This is a genomic window from Nocardiopsis gilva YIM 90087, from assembly GCF_002263495.1.
In the GTDB taxonomy this organism is placed as follows: Bacteria; Actinomycetota; Actinomycetes; order Streptosporangiales; family Streptosporangiaceae; genus Nocardiopsis_C; species Nocardiopsis_C gilva.
Genome location: NZ_CP022753.1, coordinates 6,065,130 through 6,079,988, shown reverse-complemented (window position 1 = coordinate 6,079,988; position 14,859 = coordinate 6,065,130). Strand labels below are relative to the sequence as shown.

Genomic DNA, 14,859 nt, shown 5'->3' with positions numbered 1-14,859 from the left:
AGGCACAGCACAACGCAGCACGAAAGGCCGTCTCTGATGCACCGCTCCTTCACGCCTCCCCGCCAGGTCAAGATCGGTGACGCCGCTGCGTTCGCCGGTACCACCCCGCGTGCCATCCGCCACTACCACGAGATCGGTCTGATGCCGGAGCCCGAGCGGGGAGCGGACGGCCGCCGCCGCTACGGCTACGACGACATGATCCGGCTGCTATGGATCCGCAAGATGGCGGACGTCGGCATCAGCCTGGACGACATGCGGGCCGCTTACGACGAGGCCGGGAGCATCGAGGAGACCCTGGACCGGCTGGACGAGGCCCTCGCCGCGCAGGAGGCCGTCATCCAGCGGCAGCGTGCGGCGGCGCGGCGCCTACGCGAAGCGGGCAGCCCGCTGGGACTGCTCTCCGCTGTGGTGACGGACCGCTTTCGCGACCTGCCTCCGGGGGCCGTTCGCCAGTCCGACCTCGATGCCCTGCTGGTCACCGAGCGGCTCTTCGGCTCGCTGGGTGCCGTCGTTCAGGCCAGTTCCGTCATCGTGCTGGCCACCCACCCTGAACTACGGGCTGCAGAGGACCGCTTGGACGCGGCCGAGGCCGCGCTGGATGACACGGTCGACCCCGACGACCCTCGCGTCGAAGAGCTCGCCGAACAGCGGTGCGCGCACATGAAGGCCGTGGAGCAGGCGATCGAGGCGGCCGGGCTCGACGAGGTAGAGGAGAAGCTCTACGAGCTGGACGAGGCCGCCCCGAAGGAGGACGAGGGACAAATGACCGCCCTGGAAGGGATCGGCAAGATGCCCTCCGACTTCTCCCCGGCCCGAACGCGCTGCATGGAACTGGCTGCGGAACGCTATGGCCGGAGCCTGTCGGGAGACGATTGAGCCCGCGTCGACGTCGCGTTCACCTACCTCGGCCCGGGATGCGCCGGTCCGGGCATGGGCTTTGGTTGCACCGGGCGACTCGCAGGTCGTCCCGGCAATGAGCGCCTTTGTCCGCCTCCCCGCCCGAGAGTAGAGCCGCGCCGTCCCGGCACCGCGGCAGGAGGCGGGTGGCGGGACGGCGTGACCGTTAGTCAGCGGCGGCTCCGGGACAGAACCTCGGTTACTTGAGCAGCTGGCGGGCCATGACCAGGCGCTGGATCTGGTTGGTGCCCTCATAGATCTGGGTGATCTTGGCGTCGCGCATCATGCGCTCCAGCGGGAAGTCCTTCACGTAACCGGCCCCGCCGAGGAGCTGGACGGCGTCGGTGGTGATGTCCATGGCCGCGTCGGAGGCGTAGCACTTGGCGGCGGCGCCGAAGAAGGGCAGGTCGGAGTCGCCGCGCTCGGACTTGGCGGCGGCGACGTAGACCATCTGGCGGGCGGTCTCCAGCTTCATGGCCATGTCGGCGAGCATGAACTGGATGCCCTGGAAGTCGGCGACGGCCTTGCCGAACTGCTTGCGTTCCCTGACGTACTCGACCGCGTGGTCGAGCGCGCCCTGGGCGATGCCGATGGCCTGGGCGCCGATGGTGACGCGGGTGTGGTCGAGGGTCCGCAGCGCGATCTTCAGGCCGTCGCCGACCCCGCCCACGAGGCGGTCGCCGGGGATGCGCATGTCGTCGAAGAACAGCTCGCGCGTGGGCGAGCCCTTGATGCCGAGCTTCTTCTCCGGCTCACCGAGTGTGAAGCCCGCGTCGTCGTCATGCACGACGAACGCGCTGACGTTGCGGCCGCGCGGGCCGTCGGGGTCGGTCACCGCCATGACCGTGTAGTACTTGCTCACCCCGGCGTTGGTGATCCACGACTTCTGCCCGTTGAGGATCCAGTCGTCGCCGTCGCGCTTGGCCTGGGTCCGCATGCTCGCGGTGTCGGAACCGGCCTCGCGCTCGGACAGGCCGTAGGAGAACATCGCCTCACCCTGGGCTACCGGCGTCAGGTAGCGCTGCTTGACGTCCTCCGACGCGCCCAGGATGAGCGGCATCGTCCCGAGCTTGTTGACGGCGGGAATCAGCGATGAGGACGCACACGCGCGGGCCACCTCCTCGATGATGATGCAGGTCGCCAGCGCGTCGGCGCCGACGCCGTCGTAGGCCTCGGGGATGTGCGCCGCGTGGAAGTCGGTGGCGCGCAGGGCGTCGTAGGCCGTCTGCGGGAACGCGCTCTGCGCGTCGACCTCCGCGGCCTGCGGGGCGATCTTGTCCTCGGCGACCGCGCGGACGGCCGCGCGCAGTTCCTCGTGCTCTTCGTTCGTCTTGAACAGGTCGAAGTCGCTCATCGTCTCCCGCGCCTCCCTCGTGGCACTACGTGCCTGATCATGGCATCCAGTGCCACAATAAAGGGTGACTCAACATTTCGCACCTATCCGTCGGCTAAGTTCTGCGCGAGCGGATTGAGACCCGAGAGAAGGAGCAGCGCGTGGCGCATCCGGACCAGCCGGCGAAGGGCAGGGGCGGCATGCCCGCTCGCCACGACGTCGTGGCCGCCGCGGTGCGCCTCTTCGAGTCCGCGGGCTACGAGGCGACCACGATGGACGACATCGCTGAGGAGTCCGGAGTGAGCCGGCGCAGCCTCTTCCGCCACTTCGGCTCCAAGGAGGACATCCTCTTCTCCGGCCACGACGAACTCTTCGAGTCGGTCGTCCGCTACCTGCGCGCCGCGCCCGACGACGACCCCGTGGCGACCGTCTGCGCCGCCGCCCGCATGGTCTTCCAGGGGTATGTGGCCACCCCGGAGATCACCGTCCCCCGTTTCCGCCTGGTGCGCGCGGTTCCCCGGCTGCGCGATCGCGAGATCGCCATGACGGCCCGCTACCAGGGCGCGTTCAGCCGCTACCTCGCGCGCGGCGAGACCGAGGGCACGCGAGTGCTGGCGGGGGAGGCGCTGGCGGCATCGGTGATCGCCGCGCACAACCACGTGCTCCGCTCCTGGCTGCGCGATCCGCAGCGCCCCATCCCCTGGGACCGGTTCGACCGCGCCATGGAGTTCGTGGCGCGGTCGCTCGGCGCCGAGCTGCGCGAGCCCGGCGCCGCCGCCGAGCCCGCCGAGTCCGTCCTGGTGGCCGTCTACCCGTCCGCCCTGAGCGGAGAGGACGTGCTGCGGCGCGTCCGAACCGCGCTGGAGGAGCGGGATACCTGAGATGGCCGTGGTCCCCCGGCTACGCTGGCGACATGGCCCACCGGCACCCGATGAAGCTGAACGCGGAGCACGTGACGCACAGCGAAGCGCGCCGCCTCCTCCGGGCCGAGCTGGCCAACTGCGGGGAGTGCAGGGTGGTCCTGGACCGCTCGGCCCTGCGTGACCTGGAACCCGACGGGGTCTTCGACTCGCTGCTCCATGGATTCCTGGGCAAGCGATCCGAGCAGTGGCGCACCCGCCACTCGCGCTACCCCGTGACGCTCTACGGGCTCGCCCCGCCGCCCGAGGCTCAGTTCCTCAACCTGCCGACGCAGGAGGTCGCCCGGCTGTGCGTGATCGAGGGCCGCGCCGGGGACAGGTTCGACACCGGAGCCGCCCTGCGCGAACTGCGCACCCTGTCCGACGGCGACCGCGCTCTGGTGCTCGGCGACGTCGTGGACGGCATTCTCGAAGACGAGGGGTAGCGGCCTTCACGCGCCACCGGCGCGGCGCACGTAGGCTGGGCCGATGCGGTGACGTGTGCGCACCGGAGGCCACATACTTGACCCTCACGTTAGGGTAGATTCCTTGGAAGGGGCGGCGATGTCGCGAGCGGCTGCTCACATGCAGATCGGTGAGGTGGCCGAGCGGACGAGCCTGTCTCTCCGGACCATCCGTTACTACGGCGAGGTGGGCCTGGTCGTCCCATCGGCGCGCTCGCGCGGCGGGTTCCGGTTGTACACCGAGTCCGACGTCGAGCGGTTGCTGCTCATCAAGCGGATGAAGTTGCTGGAATTCAGCGTTGACGACATGGGCGAGCTGCTCTCCCTCCTGGACCGGCTCGCTGCGGGTGCCGAGGGCGCAGAGGGCACCGAATCGGCGATCGAGCAGGCGGGCCTCCTCGACCGCCTCGCGGCGTTCGAGTCCGTGGTGGAGGAGCGGCGCGCCGCGCTCCGCGAGCGGTTGACGATCGCGGAGGAGTTCGGCGGCCGACTGCGCGACCAGCGCCACAAGTACCAAGCCCAAGCTGCGAGCGAGGAGACGGAACGCCGGTGAGCGTGACAGCGGACAATGTGACCCAGCACAGCGGCCAGATCGCGGCCGAGGCCGGGCGGCGCCGGACCTTCGCGGTGATCTCCCACCCGGACGCCGGTAAGTCCACGCTCACCGAGGCGTTGGCGCTGCACGCGGCGGCGATCTCGTCGGCGGGTGCGGTCCACGGCAAGGGCGACCGGCGCGGCGTGACCTCTGACTGGATGGAGATGGAGCAGGCCCGCGGGATCTCCATCACCTCGGCCGCGCTGCGCATCGACTACGGCGACTGCGTGCTGAACCTGCTCGACACCCCCGGGCACGCCGACTTCTCCGAGGACACCTACCGGGTGCTCTCGGCGGTCGACTGCGCGGTCATGCTGCTGGACTCGGCCAAGGGCCTGGAGCCGCAGACACTGAAGCTGTTCGACGTGTGCCGGGCGCGCAAGGTGCCCGTCATCACCTTCGTGAACAAGTGGGACCGGCCCGGCCGCGAGCCGCTGGAGCTGCTCGACGAGATCGAGCAGCGCATCGGGCTGCGCCCCACCCCGATGAACTGGCCGGTGGGTATCGCCGGGGACTTCCGCGGGCTCATCGACCGCGACAGCGGCGCCTACACCAAGATGCACCGGACCCCGGGCGGCGCGACCCGCGCGGTCGAGGAGGAGCTGAGCGCGGAGCAGGCCGCCGAGGTCGAGGAGGACGCCTGGACCCAGGCGGTCGAGGAGCTCGAACTGCTGGAGGAGATCGGCGCGGCCTACGACGAGGAGTCGTTCCTGGCCGGTGAGTCCTCGCCGGTGCTGTTCGGCGCCGCGCTGCCCAACTTCGGTGTGTCGGGCCTGCTCAACACCCTGGTCGGGCTGGCACCCGCCCCGGACGACCCGGTCGGCGCCAACGGCGAGACCCGGGCGGTCACCGCGCCGTTCTCCGGGCAGGTGTTCAAGATGCAGGCCAACATGGACAAGGCGCACCGCGACCGGATGGCGTTCGTCCGGGTGGCCTCCGGCCGCTTCGATCGCGGCATGGTTCTGACCCACGCCGCCACCGGCCGCCCGTTCGCCACCAAGTACACCCAGGCGGTGTTCGGCAGCGAGCGCAACACCATCGACACCGCCTTCCCTGGCGACGTCATCGCGCTGATCAACGCCCAGGCGCTGAGCGTGGGCGACACGCTCTACGACGGCCCGAAGGTGGAGTTCCCGCCGATCCCGAGCTTCGCCCCGGAGCACTTCGCGGTCGCCCGTGCCGTCGACTCGGGCCGCTACAAGCAGTTCCAGCGCGGGATCGCCCAGCTCGACAGCGAGGGCGTGGTGCAGGTGCTGACGTCGGACGTGCGCGGCGAGCAGGCGCCGGTGCTCGCGGCCGTCGGTCCGCTCCAGTTCGACGTGGTCAAGCACCGCATGGAGGAGGAGTTCCGGGCGCCCGTGGAACTGTCGTTCCTGGACTACAACATCGCGCGCCGCACCGACGCCGAGTCCGCGCCGACGCTGCACGGCCTGTCGGGCGCCGAGGTGCTCAAGCGGCGCTCGGACGGCGAGCTGCTGATGCTGGTGCACAACAAGTGGCGGCTCCGTGTGATCGAGCGAGACTACCCGGACCTCACCATGGAGGCGCTGCTCGCCGGAGGGGTCGAGGAGAGCTCCTAAGCGACGCTCCCCTCCCTCCCTTCTGTTGATCTCGGAGATATTGGGGTTTCAGTGGCGATTTTTACCCCACTATCCCCGAGATCAACGGGATGAGCGCCTGCGGCGTCTCGGTTATGGAGGGGCGGATGCGGTGCGGGTTGCGATCCAGAACACGGGAGATTGTGGGAAACGCCACGTCGGAGCGGCTGCTGTGCGTTCATGGAGTCGGGGGTGTGCCGACGTTCGGTGATCGCGGGGGGACCGACTGTGCGGGGTCGTGTCGATTCTGGCCGACCCGGACATGTTTCGGCGCTCGATCCGACTGATTCTGGCCTGAGTAGCAGGAAACGTCCTACCGCCCCATGGCCGACTGTGGGCTGGCGATTCGATTGGCCCACAGTGCCGGACCTAGGCGAAGGGGGTGTTTCTGCTGTCGTCGCATGCCGAATCCGGGACCGGGGACGAGTCCAACTCCGAATCCGCTTCTCCCGATCCTTCTGCCGCCTCCTCTCCGTCCACCTCCGCCCTCTCCACTTCCTCCGGCCCTCTCGCCAAGGGCACCATCGCCGTCGTCGCCCTGTCCGGTGCCGTCATGGCGCTCAGCGGCCCCGGCCAGACGGCGGGGCTGTCGGTCTTCGTCGACCACATCATCGGTGACCTGGGCATCAGCCGATCCATCGTGTCGGCCGCCTACCTTGTCGGCACCCTGGGCGGTGCGGTCGTACTGCCGTGGATCGGGCGTGCGGTCGACCACTTCGGCGTCCGCCGGATGCTTACCGCTATCGCGCTGACGTTCGGTGCCTTCCTCACCCTCCTCGCCGTCGTCCATGAGATCGTCGGGCTGACGGTCGCGTTCGTGGGCGTGCGCGCGATGGGTCGGGGCGGAATGACGCTCGTCGCGACCACGGCCGTGGCCACCGCGGTCACCCGCAAGCGCGGCACCGCGCTCGGCATCACCAGCGCCGTGGGCGCGGCCGGGATCTCGCTCTTCCCGCTCCTGGCGGAGATGGCCATCGTCCGGCTCGGCTGGCGCTCCGTCCTGATGTGGGAGGCCGCGCTGGTGTGGGCGGTCATCCTGCCCATCGCCTGGTGGGGGATGCGCGGGGTGACGCGGGCGCAGGCCGACGAGGCGTCGACGGAGTCCGCGTCGGAGACCGCCGCCGAACCGGCCTGGCCGCTGCGCGCCGTCGTCCGCACATCGATGTTCTGGCTGGTCACCAGCGCTGTCGCGGTGGCCGGTCTGACCGGAACCGCGCTGTTCTTCCACCAGATCGCGGTGCTGGGCGAGCAGGGGCTGAGCTCGGCGCAGGCCGCCGCGAACTTCCTGCCGCAGACGGTCGCCGGGCTGCTGGCCGCGCTCGCGTTCAGCTCGGCCGCCGACCGGTTCTCGCCGAAGCTGCTGATCTTTATCGCGATGATGATGCACGTGGGCGCGATGGCCATGCTGCCCTTCGTGTCGCCGGGCGTGAGCGCGCTGGTCTACGGCATGGCGCTGGGGGCGGCCGGAGCGGGCGCCAGGTCGGTCGAGGCGGCGGCGATGCCGTTCTACTTCGGTACCGAGGTCATCGGGTCGCTGCGCGGCCTGACGCAGTCGGTGGCGGTCTCCTCGACGGCGATCGCGCCCCTGCTGCTGTCGCTCGGGCACGACCTCGTCGGCTCCTACGCGCCAGTGGTTCTGGTCCTGGCAATACTTCCCGCTGGCGTTGCGTTGGTGGCCCCGTTCGCCCGGGTACCAACCGAGGAGTAACGTGAGGACGCGCGGCCGCCACCATAGTGGTGAGAGGGCTGGTCACAGCCCTTGGACCAGTAGGGGACGGACCGTACCGAGTCGTCAGGCGGACGGACCCAGGGCCCGGATTGCCCGGTGAGATGCACCACGGACGGCCCCTAGGAGGGGTTGGGGCGGTTCACCGGTGATCAAATCTGTGAACCCTTCCCGTCCGCCTCTGTGCGCACGCGGTCACCATGCGCCCTGATGGGTGTGATAAATACGGCAAATATTTCTTGAATCGGCAATTCTCGGCCTGTTGGCGCTGTGTCATGCGTCACTAGTTAGCCGGTTCGTGACAATTGTATGATTTCGTTTAACGCGGCGTTTATTAAAACCGAACATTGTCGACACCGAATACGAGGGGCTTATCCCCCCGCACACCCGCTACCCCCGCAAGTCTGGAAAGGTTGGCTCGGCCATGAGCGATGACGGCAAAGAGCGCACGGTAGAGCTGCGGTACGACGGCGGAGCGCAGACACTGCCGCTGCTGACCGGTACCGAAGGCGATCAGGCCTTTGAAGTGAAGACCCTGCTGGGGACGGCCGGGATGGTCACCCTCGACCCCGGGTTCGGCAACACCGCATCGTGCAAGTCGGAGATCACCTATATCGACGGCGCCGCCGGGATCCTCCGCTACCGCGGCTACCCGATCCAGGACCTGGCTCAGGGCAGTTCTTTCCTCGAGGTCTGTTACCTGCTCATCAAGGGCCGACTTCCGGAGGCCGCCGAGCTCAAGGAATTCGCCGACGAGCTGCGCTCCAACGCCGAGCTGCCTGAGGGCATGGCGGACATGCTCGACGCTTTCCCGCGGAACGCCCACCCGATGACGCTGCTCGCCAGCGCCGTCAACACCCTCTCCGCGTTCTACGCCGACAGCGTCAACCCGCAGGACCCCGCGCAGGTCGACCTCGCCACGACGCGTCTGCTCGCCAAGCTGCCGACCATCGCCGCGCGCATCTACCGGAACTCCATCGGCGAGGCGCCGATCGCCCCGGACCCCTCCCTCGACTACGTCGAGAACTTCCTGAACATGACCTTCGGGTCGGCCAAGCCCGAAGGGGAGGTCGGGGAGCTCTTCGCCAAGGCGATGGACCTGCTGCTCATCCTGCACGCCGACCACGAGCAGAACTGCTCGACGGCCACGGTGCGCGTCGTCGGCTCCTCCCAGGCCGACCTCTACGGCAGCGTCTCCGCCGGCATCAACGCCCTCTTCGGCCCGCTGCACGGCGGCGCCAACCAGGCGGTGCTGGAGATGCTGGAGCAGATCCGCGAGATGGGCGGCGACCTCGACGCCTTCCTGGCGCAGGTCAAGGACCGCGAGAGCAAGACCCGCCTGATGGGCTTCGGCCACCGCGTCTACAAGAACTTCGACCCGCGCAGCCGCGAGATCAAGGGCCTGGCCCGGCAGATCCTGGACCGCCAGGAGCGGCCCGACGAGCTGTTCGAGCTGGCGCTGAAGCTTGAGGACAAGGCGCTGGCCGACTCCTACTTCACCGAGCGCAAGCTCTACCCGAACGTCGACTTCTTCACCGGCGTCATCTACCGGGCGATGGGCTTCCCCACGTCCATGTTCACCGTGCTGTTCGCCATCGGCCGCCTGCCCGGCTGGATCGCGCACTGGCGCGAGCAGCTCGCCGACCCGGCGACCCGCATCTCCCGTCCGCGTCAGCTCTACATCGGCCCGGGGGAGCGCTCCTACCCCGGGCGCGCCTGACGGCATCGGGCGAGCTCGGGAGAGCAGGACCCGGTATTCCGGTACTCCGGTTCCCGCGGTGACGGGGCGCCTTTCGGCGCTATCCCGTCACCGCATTCTTCGCGCTCGAGCTGTCACTTTGGGTGACTTTTTCCTCTCGATTGGTGATCACGCGGGCGTTGTCGGGGCATAGGGACCACCGTGCGGTCCAGCGGCCGACCACTGGACGAACGGGGCGCGGAGACGGGGGAGACATGCTCGACTACCTGGCACGCCACTGGTGGGTGCTCACTGTGCGCGGTGCGATCGCGGTGCTGTTCGGCCTGTTCGCCATCTTCTGGCCGGGGTTGACGCTGCTGCTCCTCGCGATCTTCTTCGGCGCCTACGTGCTGGTGGACGGCATCTTCGCCGGGATCGCGGGGTTCCGGGCGGAGGCGGGGAACCGGGCTCCGTTCGTGGTGGCGGCGATCGCGGGCATCGGCTTCGGACTGATCGTGCTGGCCTGGCCGGAGATCACGATCATCGTGATGGCGCTGCTGTTCGCCGCGTGGGCGATCATCACCGGCATCTTCGAGATCGTCGCGGCGGTCAAGCTCCGCAAGGAGATGACCGGGGAGTGGCTGTTCATTCTGGCCGGTGTGCTGTCCGTGGTCTTCGGCGTCTTGGTCGCGATCCTGCCGTACCTGGGCGCCGTCGTGATCGCGTTCATCATCGGCGTGTACGCGATCGTCTTCGGTGCGGCGCTCATCGCGCTGAGCCTGCGCGTCCGCGCGGAGGGCAAGGAGCGCGGCGCCATCACCTGACGCGGACGGCCGGGCCAAGCGCGCGGCGGCCCGGCTACATACATCCCGGGATGTAGAGCGACTGCCTTCTGGGGGCCGACGCGCCGTCAGCAGCCTCTTCCTCACTCTGAGAATCGCATCCATCGGTGCGAGGAGAGGAAAAGGAAGATGCACGTTCTACGAGTGCTGGGCGCCGCCCTGCTCGGCCTGGTCGGCGGGTTCGTTCTGGGAATCGTGGTGTCGGAGGCCATCGCGATCAGCGCCCTGATGATGTTCGGCGGGATCGAGGAGCTGCGCGTCCTGAGGTTCCTCCCGGGGGTGCTGGCCTTCGTCGGGTTCATCGGGGCACCCCTGCTGGTGATGAGGACCCGCAAGGCGGACGCGCATCGCGTGTCCGGTGAGACCCCCGGGCGGTGAGCGGGGCGTCGGCGCGCCGCACTGTGCTTGCGTCTCGGTATCGTCGGAACCATCCTGGACCGTCCGGCCTGTGGGGAACGTTCGTCATGGAGCTACCGAACGATCGGCCGCGGACGGGAGCGAGCGGACGGATCGGCGGCTGGATCACCAGCACAAAGCTCGACATCGGGTCGGCTGTCGGTGCGGCCGTCGTGATGCTGACCGGAGAGCTGTTCGCCTCCGAGGCCACGGGTGAGCCGCTGCGCGCGGTGACGCTGCTGCTGATCGCCGCGGCATCGGTCTCACTCGCCGCACTGAGCCGGTTCCCACTGCTCACGGCGGTCGTGGTCGGGGCCGCCACGCCGCTGTACTACATGCTCGGAACGGTCGACTCCTGGACGGGGTGGCTCGCGTTCATCATCGGTGTCCTCCGTCTGGCCGCGGAACGCCATCGGCTGTCGGCCATCACCGCGACGCTGCTGGCACTGGCGGTCTTTTCCGCTGGGGAGATCATCGCCTTCCAGCTCAGCAGGTCGCTGATGGTGCTGTCCTGGCTGATCGTGCTCCTCGCGGCGGGTGAGGTGGTCCGCAGTCGGCGCGCCTACCTGCGGGAGGCCGCGCAGAAGGCGGTCGAGGCCGAGCGGAGCCGGGCGGAGGAGGCCCGACGCCGCGCGACCGAGGAGCGGCTGCGCATCGCGCGCGAGGTGCACGACGTCGTCGCGCACAGCATCTCCCTGATCAACGTCCAGGCGGGGGCCGCCGCGCACCGGCGCGAACCGGAGCAGGCCTATGCCGCACTGGAGGCGATCAAGCAGGCGAGCAAGGAGACGCTGCGCGAACTGCGGTCCACGCTGGGGGTGCTCCGGCAGGTCGACGAAGACGAGGCGGCGCCGGTGAGCCCCGGCCCGTCCCTGTCCCAGCTCGGTGAACTGGCCGACCGGACACGGGAGTCGGGAATCGCCGTCGAGGTCACCACCGAGGGCTTGGAATCCGAACTGCCGTCGCCCATCGACGTCGCGGCGTTCAGGATCCTGCAGGAGGCCCTGACCAACATCCGCCGCCACGCGGAAGGCTCGACCTCGGCGTCGGTGCTGGTACGCCACGGCGCGGACGAGCTGACCGTCCAGATCGACGACGACGGAACCGGAGCCTCGGCATCGTCCATTCACGAGGGCAACGGCCTCCGCGGCATGCGCGAGCGGGCGTCGGCCGTCGGCGGCGAACTCAGTGCCGGGCCGCGACCGGAGGGCGGCTTCCGCGTCCGGGCCGTGCTGCCGCTGGGGACTGCCACCGCCGAGCCCTAAGACCCGATACCGCCCCCGCATCCTCCGTTGATCTCGGAGATAGTGGTGCTCCCCCTACTCACGGCTGACGTGCCTCCCGGTATCTTCCCGGCACTTGACTCCAAACGCTCCCACCTCGCCCGATAACGAGGAAGACTGGTCAAAGAAGCCGGGGAAACCGGGAGAGCAGCCACAGCCGAGGAGCCGCACGATGACCCACCTGGGCAGCACGTGATCCGGGTCGTACTCGCCGACGACCAGAGGCTCGTCCGCGCCGGGTTCCGGTCGATCCTCGACGGCGAACCCGACATCGAGGTGGTGGCCGAGGCCGGTAACGGCGCCGAAGCGCTCGACATGACCCGCGAGCACCGCCCCGACTTGGTGCTGATGGACATCCGGATGCCGGTTGTCGACGGGTTGGAGGCGGCCCGGCGGATCGTCGCCGATGAGCGGTTGCGCGACGTCAAGGTGGTCATCCTGACCACGTTCGACCTGGACGAGTACGTGTACGGCGCGCTGAAGGCGGGCGCCAGCGGATTCCTGGTGAAGGACACCGAACCGATGGAGCTGATCCATGGAGTCCGTGTCGTCGCGCGCGGCGACGCCCTGCTCGCTCCGTCGGTCACACGGCGCCTGATCGGCGAGTTCGCCGAACGGATCAAGGAGCCGCCGCCTGCTCCGCAGCTGAACAGCCTCACCGAGCGGGAACGGGAGGTGCTGGTTGCCGTGGCGGGTGGGCTGTCCAACGAGGAGCTGGCCGACCGACTCGTGGTCAGCCACGCGACGGCGAAGACCCACGTCAGCCGCGTCCTCACGAAGCTGAACGCCCGGGACCGGGCCCAGCTCGTCGTCATCGCCTACGAGGCGGGCCTGGTCAAGCCGGGATGGCTGAGCTGACCAGCCGCTTCGTGGCTATCGCGGCAAGCACCCTGCCCTCCCTGGGGTAGGCGGCCGGAGCGTTGCGGCTCGGCCCGAAGAGCGGAGTCCGGCGGGGTCTGCTGGCGGGTGGTGGTGACGCGGCATAGGGCCGAAGCCGGGCGGCTGTGCGGACTGGACAAACCAATCGTCGCTGTCGTGTGATCACGAGCGGTTTTCCCTCTGGCCGTAGGTCTGTGAATGTCGAGAGAAGTGGGTGTCCACCCCGCCCCCTTCCGCCGGGGCGGACACCCACCAGGGCGGCGCTCACCGAGCCGCTCTTCCCCTCCACGTGATGTGGCAGCGGACGGGAGCGCCTGTGGGGTAGGTTTCGTGGCAGCCGCTCCGGCCCTACTAGTCCTAGGGCCGGCGCGGTCTTCTGCTGTCTGGCGTCATCCGACGACGGGGGCCGACGCGCGATCGAGGATGAACCAGACAGTGCGTGAGATGCGGTCGCCGTGTGTTCCCCAGGCTGTGGACATGGCTTCGACCCAGGCCAGGCCGTGACCGGTCTCGTTCCATGTGTGCTGGGGTTTGGGGCGCACGCGGGCGTTACGGGAGCCCTTTCCGCAGACCAGGACGCAGATTTCTCGGGTCAGGATCTCCACGGTGATGTGGAAAGGGCGGATGTGCGCGAGCCTGCCGGACTTGGGGCAGGCGGCGTTGCGGACGTCGCCGTGGATCAGGGCATTCGCCGCGAGTTCGCTGGTGAGCAGGGTTGCGGTGTCGCGGATGTCTGGGTCTTCGTCGCGTAGCAGGCAGGCGACGCAGTCACGCGCGGAGCGGACTTCCCCCAGACACAGGCCGGGGAGGTAGACGGTCGTGACGTCGGGTTGAGGGTCGTGTCGGAGGAACACGAGAACTCACCTCGATAAGGGGTCGAGATCAGACACGCTCGGTGGGAGCGTGACTACAGTGAACCCGACTAAAGTTCTAAATGCAAGTTACATTTGAAAGTTGGGTGAGTTGTCCCTTAGTGCGAAGAACAGGCAGGATTCAGGGATGGACCGCAATCCGACAGTCGCTCAGTGGCAACTTGCGCAGGAGCTCCGGCAGATGCGCGGCGATCGCAAGTTCAACGAGGTCGTCAAAGCCGCAAGAACCACGGGCGGCAGTCTTGCTCGCTGGGAGACCCCGGGTGACCGGGGAGCGGTCCCTGGCCCTGCGGCGCTCGAAAGACTCTGCCAGCTCTATGGGGCAGAGGAGCGGTTCGACGAGCTGCTGGAATTGCGACGTCAAGCACGCCAGCCTGACCGATGGCAGCCCTATGAGCTGGAGCGAAGCTACCGGACGTACGCGAACATTGAAGCGCAGGCGAGCTCGATCGATAACTATCAATCACAGCTGATTCCCGGCATCGTTCAGACTGAGGCATACGCGCGAGCTGTGATCGAGGCGACGCTGCACCCTGCCAGTGAGGTAGAGCGCGAAGTCCGAGTGCGCTTGGAGCGCCAAGAGCTGATGCGTTCTCCGGAGAGGCCAGAACTTCGGATGGTCATCACAGAAGGCGCCATCCGGCAACAGGTTGGTCCAGTGGGCGTCATGGTGGAGCAGTTGCAACGTCTCATTGAGCTGTCCGAGCAGCCCGACATCACCGTCCAGGTGCTACCTTTCTCGGCGGGTGCCCACGTTGCGATGACTCTCCCCGCTTTTGTCATACTTCGGGTAGCTCAGCACGGGTTGGCAGCGGTCTATACCGAAAGTCGGGCTTCTAGCCTGTTCTTGACCAATCAGGAAGATCTGGACCAGTACACCGCCATCTTTGACAGGCTCCGTGTGGCGGCCCTCGATGAAGGCGACCCTACTCACAAGCTGTTGGAGAGTGTCCTGCAGGTCCACCGGAGCCGAGAGGACTGACACATGCATTCCCCCGATGTGATCCGGCCTGACTGGTTCAAGTCGAGCTACAGCGCATCACAGGGAGACTGCGTTGAGGTTGCACATATGCCGCTGGAGTTCCGCAGGTCCAGCTATAGCAACGCTGGTGGCAGGTGCGTGGAGGTTGCTCACCGATTGGACTTCCGTAAGTCCAGCCACAGCGGCACCGGAAACGCGTGTGTGGAGATCGCGAACATGAACGCCAGAGCGCTGGTCCGCGATTCGAAGCACCCCAGCCTCGGTCACCTCACCTTCGCGGACACCGAGTGGTCCGCCTTCCTCCAAGCCATCAAGACCGGCGAACTCGACCGCTGACCGCCCAGAGTGTGGGGCTCGGGCTGCGCCCCGCCCCACACGTCGCCGCGCTCCCTCACTGCCAGTCGGCTACGGCGAC

The 14,859-nt window shown here is 68.2% G+C and carries 15 protein-coding genes; 13 read left to right on the top strand and 2 right to left on the bottom strand.

Annotation, left to right across the window (positions count from 1 at the left end; all coding sequences use genetic code 11):
* Nucleotides 1-36 precede the first annotated feature (36 nt).
* A complete protein-coding gene (locus CDO52_RS26610; protein ID WP_094932773.1) occupies nt 37-876 on the top strand; it encodes a MerR family transcriptional regulator in 840 nt (279 codons plus the stop codon).
* Nucleotides 877-1,096: 220 nt separating this feature from the next.
* Here the strand turns inward: CDO52_RS26610 and CDO52_RS26605 are convergent, their stop codons facing one another.
* Entirely contained in the window at nt 1,097-2,251 is a 1,155-nt protein-coding gene (locus CDO52_RS26605) for an acyl-CoA dehydrogenase family protein (protein ID WP_017618383.1), read from the bottom strand.
* 179 nt (nt 2,252-2,430) lie between these two features.
* On the opposite strand from CDO52_RS26605, the gene CDO52_RS26600 reads away from it, so the two are divergent.
* The 10 genes from CDO52_RS26600 (at nt 2,431) to CDO52_RS26555 (ending at nt 12,569) form a co-directional block, all read left to right on the top strand.
* On the top strand, nt 2,431-3,111 hold the full coding sequence (locus CDO52_RS26600) for a TetR/AcrR family transcriptional regulator (RefSeq protein ID WP_051060712.1): 681 nt from the start codon (nt 2,431-2,433) through the stop codon (nt 3,109-3,111).
* 32 nt (nt 3,112-3,143) lie between these two features.
* Nucleotides 3,144-3,575 (top strand): hypothetical protein, encoded by a 432-nt coding sequence (locus CDO52_RS26595; RefSeq protein WP_017618385.1) that lies wholly within the window; start codon nt 3,144-3,146, stop codon nt 3,573-3,575.
* Between the two features lie 139 nt (nt 3,576-3,714).
* A complete protein-coding gene (locus CDO52_RS26590; RefSeq protein WP_017618386.1) occupies nt 3,715-4,146 on the top strand; it encodes a MerR family transcriptional regulator in 432 nt (143 codons plus the stop codon).
* Nucleotides 4,143-5,768 carry a peptide chain release factor 3 gene (locus tag CDO52_RS26585; protein ID WP_017618387.1) on the top strand — a complete coding sequence of 542 codons (1,626 nt, stop codon included), beginning with the start codon at nt 4,143-4,145 and terminating at the stop codon, nt 5,766-5,768. The genes CDO52_RS26590 and CDO52_RS26585 overlap by 4 nt, the downstream gene beginning before the upstream one ends.
* A 400-nt stretch (nt 5,769-6,168) precedes the next feature.
* Nucleotides 6,169-7,494 carry an MFS transporter gene (locus tag CDO52_RS26580; protein WP_017618388.1) on the top strand — a complete coding sequence of 442 codons (1,326 nt, stop codon included), beginning with the start codon at nt 6,169-6,171 and terminating at the stop codon, nt 7,492-7,494.
* Nucleotides 7,495-7,936: 442 nt separating this feature from the next.
* Entirely contained in the window at nt 7,937-9,232 is a 1,296-nt protein-coding gene (locus tag CDO52_RS26575; protein ID WP_017618389.1) for a citrate synthase, read from the top strand.
* A 233-nt stretch (nt 9,233-9,465) separates the two neighbouring features.
* Entirely contained in the window at nt 9,466-10,014 is a 549-nt protein-coding gene (locus CDO52_RS26570) for an HdeD family acid-resistance protein (RefSeq protein ID WP_017618390.1), read from the top strand.
* Between the two features lie 147 nt (nt 10,015-10,161).
* On the top strand, nt 10,162-10,410 hold the full coding sequence (locus tag CDO52_RS26565; protein ID WP_152471590.1) for a DUF5957 family protein: 249 nt from the start codon (nt 10,162-10,164) through the stop codon (nt 10,408-10,410).
* Nucleotides 10,411-10,496: 86 nt separating this feature from the next.
* Nucleotides 10,497-11,693 carry a sensor histidine kinase gene (locus CDO52_RS26560; protein WP_017618392.1) on the top strand — a complete coding sequence of 399 codons (1,197 nt, stop codon included), beginning with the start codon at nt 10,497-10,499 and terminating at the stop codon, nt 11,691-11,693.
* Between the two features lie 210 nt (nt 11,694-11,903).
* Nucleotides 11,904-12,569, top strand: coding sequence for a response regulator transcription factor (locus CDO52_RS26555; protein WP_017618393.1), 666 nt, complete (start codon nt 11,904-11,906; stop codon nt 12,567-12,569).
* 410 nt (nt 12,570-12,979) lie between these two features.
* Here the strand turns inward: CDO52_RS26555 and CDO52_RS26550 are convergent, their stop codons facing one another.
* The gene (locus tag CDO52_RS26550) at nt 12,980-13,444 is read right to left on the bottom strand and encodes an ATP-binding protein (protein WP_017618394.1); all 465 of its coding nucleotides are present in this window, start codon (nt 13,442-13,444) and stop codon (nt 12,980-12,982) included.
* Between the two features lie 145 nt (nt 13,445-13,589).
* On the opposite strand from CDO52_RS26550, the gene CDO52_RS26545 reads away from it, so the two are divergent.
* A complete protein-coding gene (locus CDO52_RS26545; protein ID WP_017618395.1) occupies nt 13,590-14,444 on the top strand; it encodes a helix-turn-helix domain-containing protein in 855 nt (284 codons plus the stop codon).
* Between the two features lie 3 nt (nt 14,445-14,447).
* Nucleotides 14,448-14,780: a DUF397 domain-containing protein gene (locus CDO52_RS26540; protein ID WP_083919827.1), complete on the top strand. Its 333-nt coding sequence runs from the start codon at nt 14,448-14,450 to the stop codon at nt 14,778-14,780.
* The last annotated feature ends 79 nt before the right edge of the window (nt 14,781-14,859 follow it).

Coding starts and splice junctions, on each gene's coding strand:
- CDO52_RS26610 (WP_094932773.1), top strand. CDS start 37: ATGCACCGCTCCTTCACGCCTCCCCGCCAGGTCAAGATCGGTGACGCC.
- CDO52_RS26605 (WP_017618383.1), bottom strand. CDS start 2,251: ATGAGCGACTTCGACCTGTTCAAGACGAACGAAGAGCACGAGGAACTG.
- CDO52_RS26600 (WP_051060712.1), top strand. CDS start 2,431: ATGCCCGCTCGCCACGACGTCGTGGCCGCCGCGGTGCGCCTCTTCGAG.
- CDO52_RS26595 (WP_017618385.1), top strand. CDS start 3,144: ATGGCCCACCGGCACCCGATGAAGCTGAACGCGGAGCACGTGACGCAC.
- CDO52_RS26590 (WP_017618386.1), top strand. CDS start 3,715: ATGCAGATCGGTGAGGTGGCCGAGCGGACGAGCCTGTCTCTCCGGACC.
- CDO52_RS26575 (WP_017618389.1), top strand. CDS start 7,937: ATGAGCGATGACGGCAAAGAGCGCACGGTAGAGCTGCGGTACGACGGC.
- CDO52_RS26570 (WP_017618390.1), top strand. CDS start 9,466: ATGCTCGACTACCTGGCACGCCACTGGTGGGTGCTCACTGTGCGCGGT.
- CDO52_RS26565 (WP_152471590.1), top strand. CDS start 10,162: ATGCACGTTCTACGAGTGCTGGGCGCCGCCCTGCTCGGCCTGGTCGGC.
- CDO52_RS26560 (WP_017618392.1), top strand. CDS start 10,497: ATGGAGCTACCGAACGATCGGCCGCGGACGGGAGCGAGCGGACGGATC.
- CDO52_RS26545 (WP_017618395.1), top strand. CDS start 13,590: ATGGACCGCAATCCGACAGTCGCTCAGTGGCAACTTGCGCAGGAGCTC.
- CDO52_RS26540 (WP_083919827.1), top strand. CDS start 14,448: ATGCATTCCCCCGATGTGATCCGGCCTGACTGGTTCAAGTCGAGCTAC.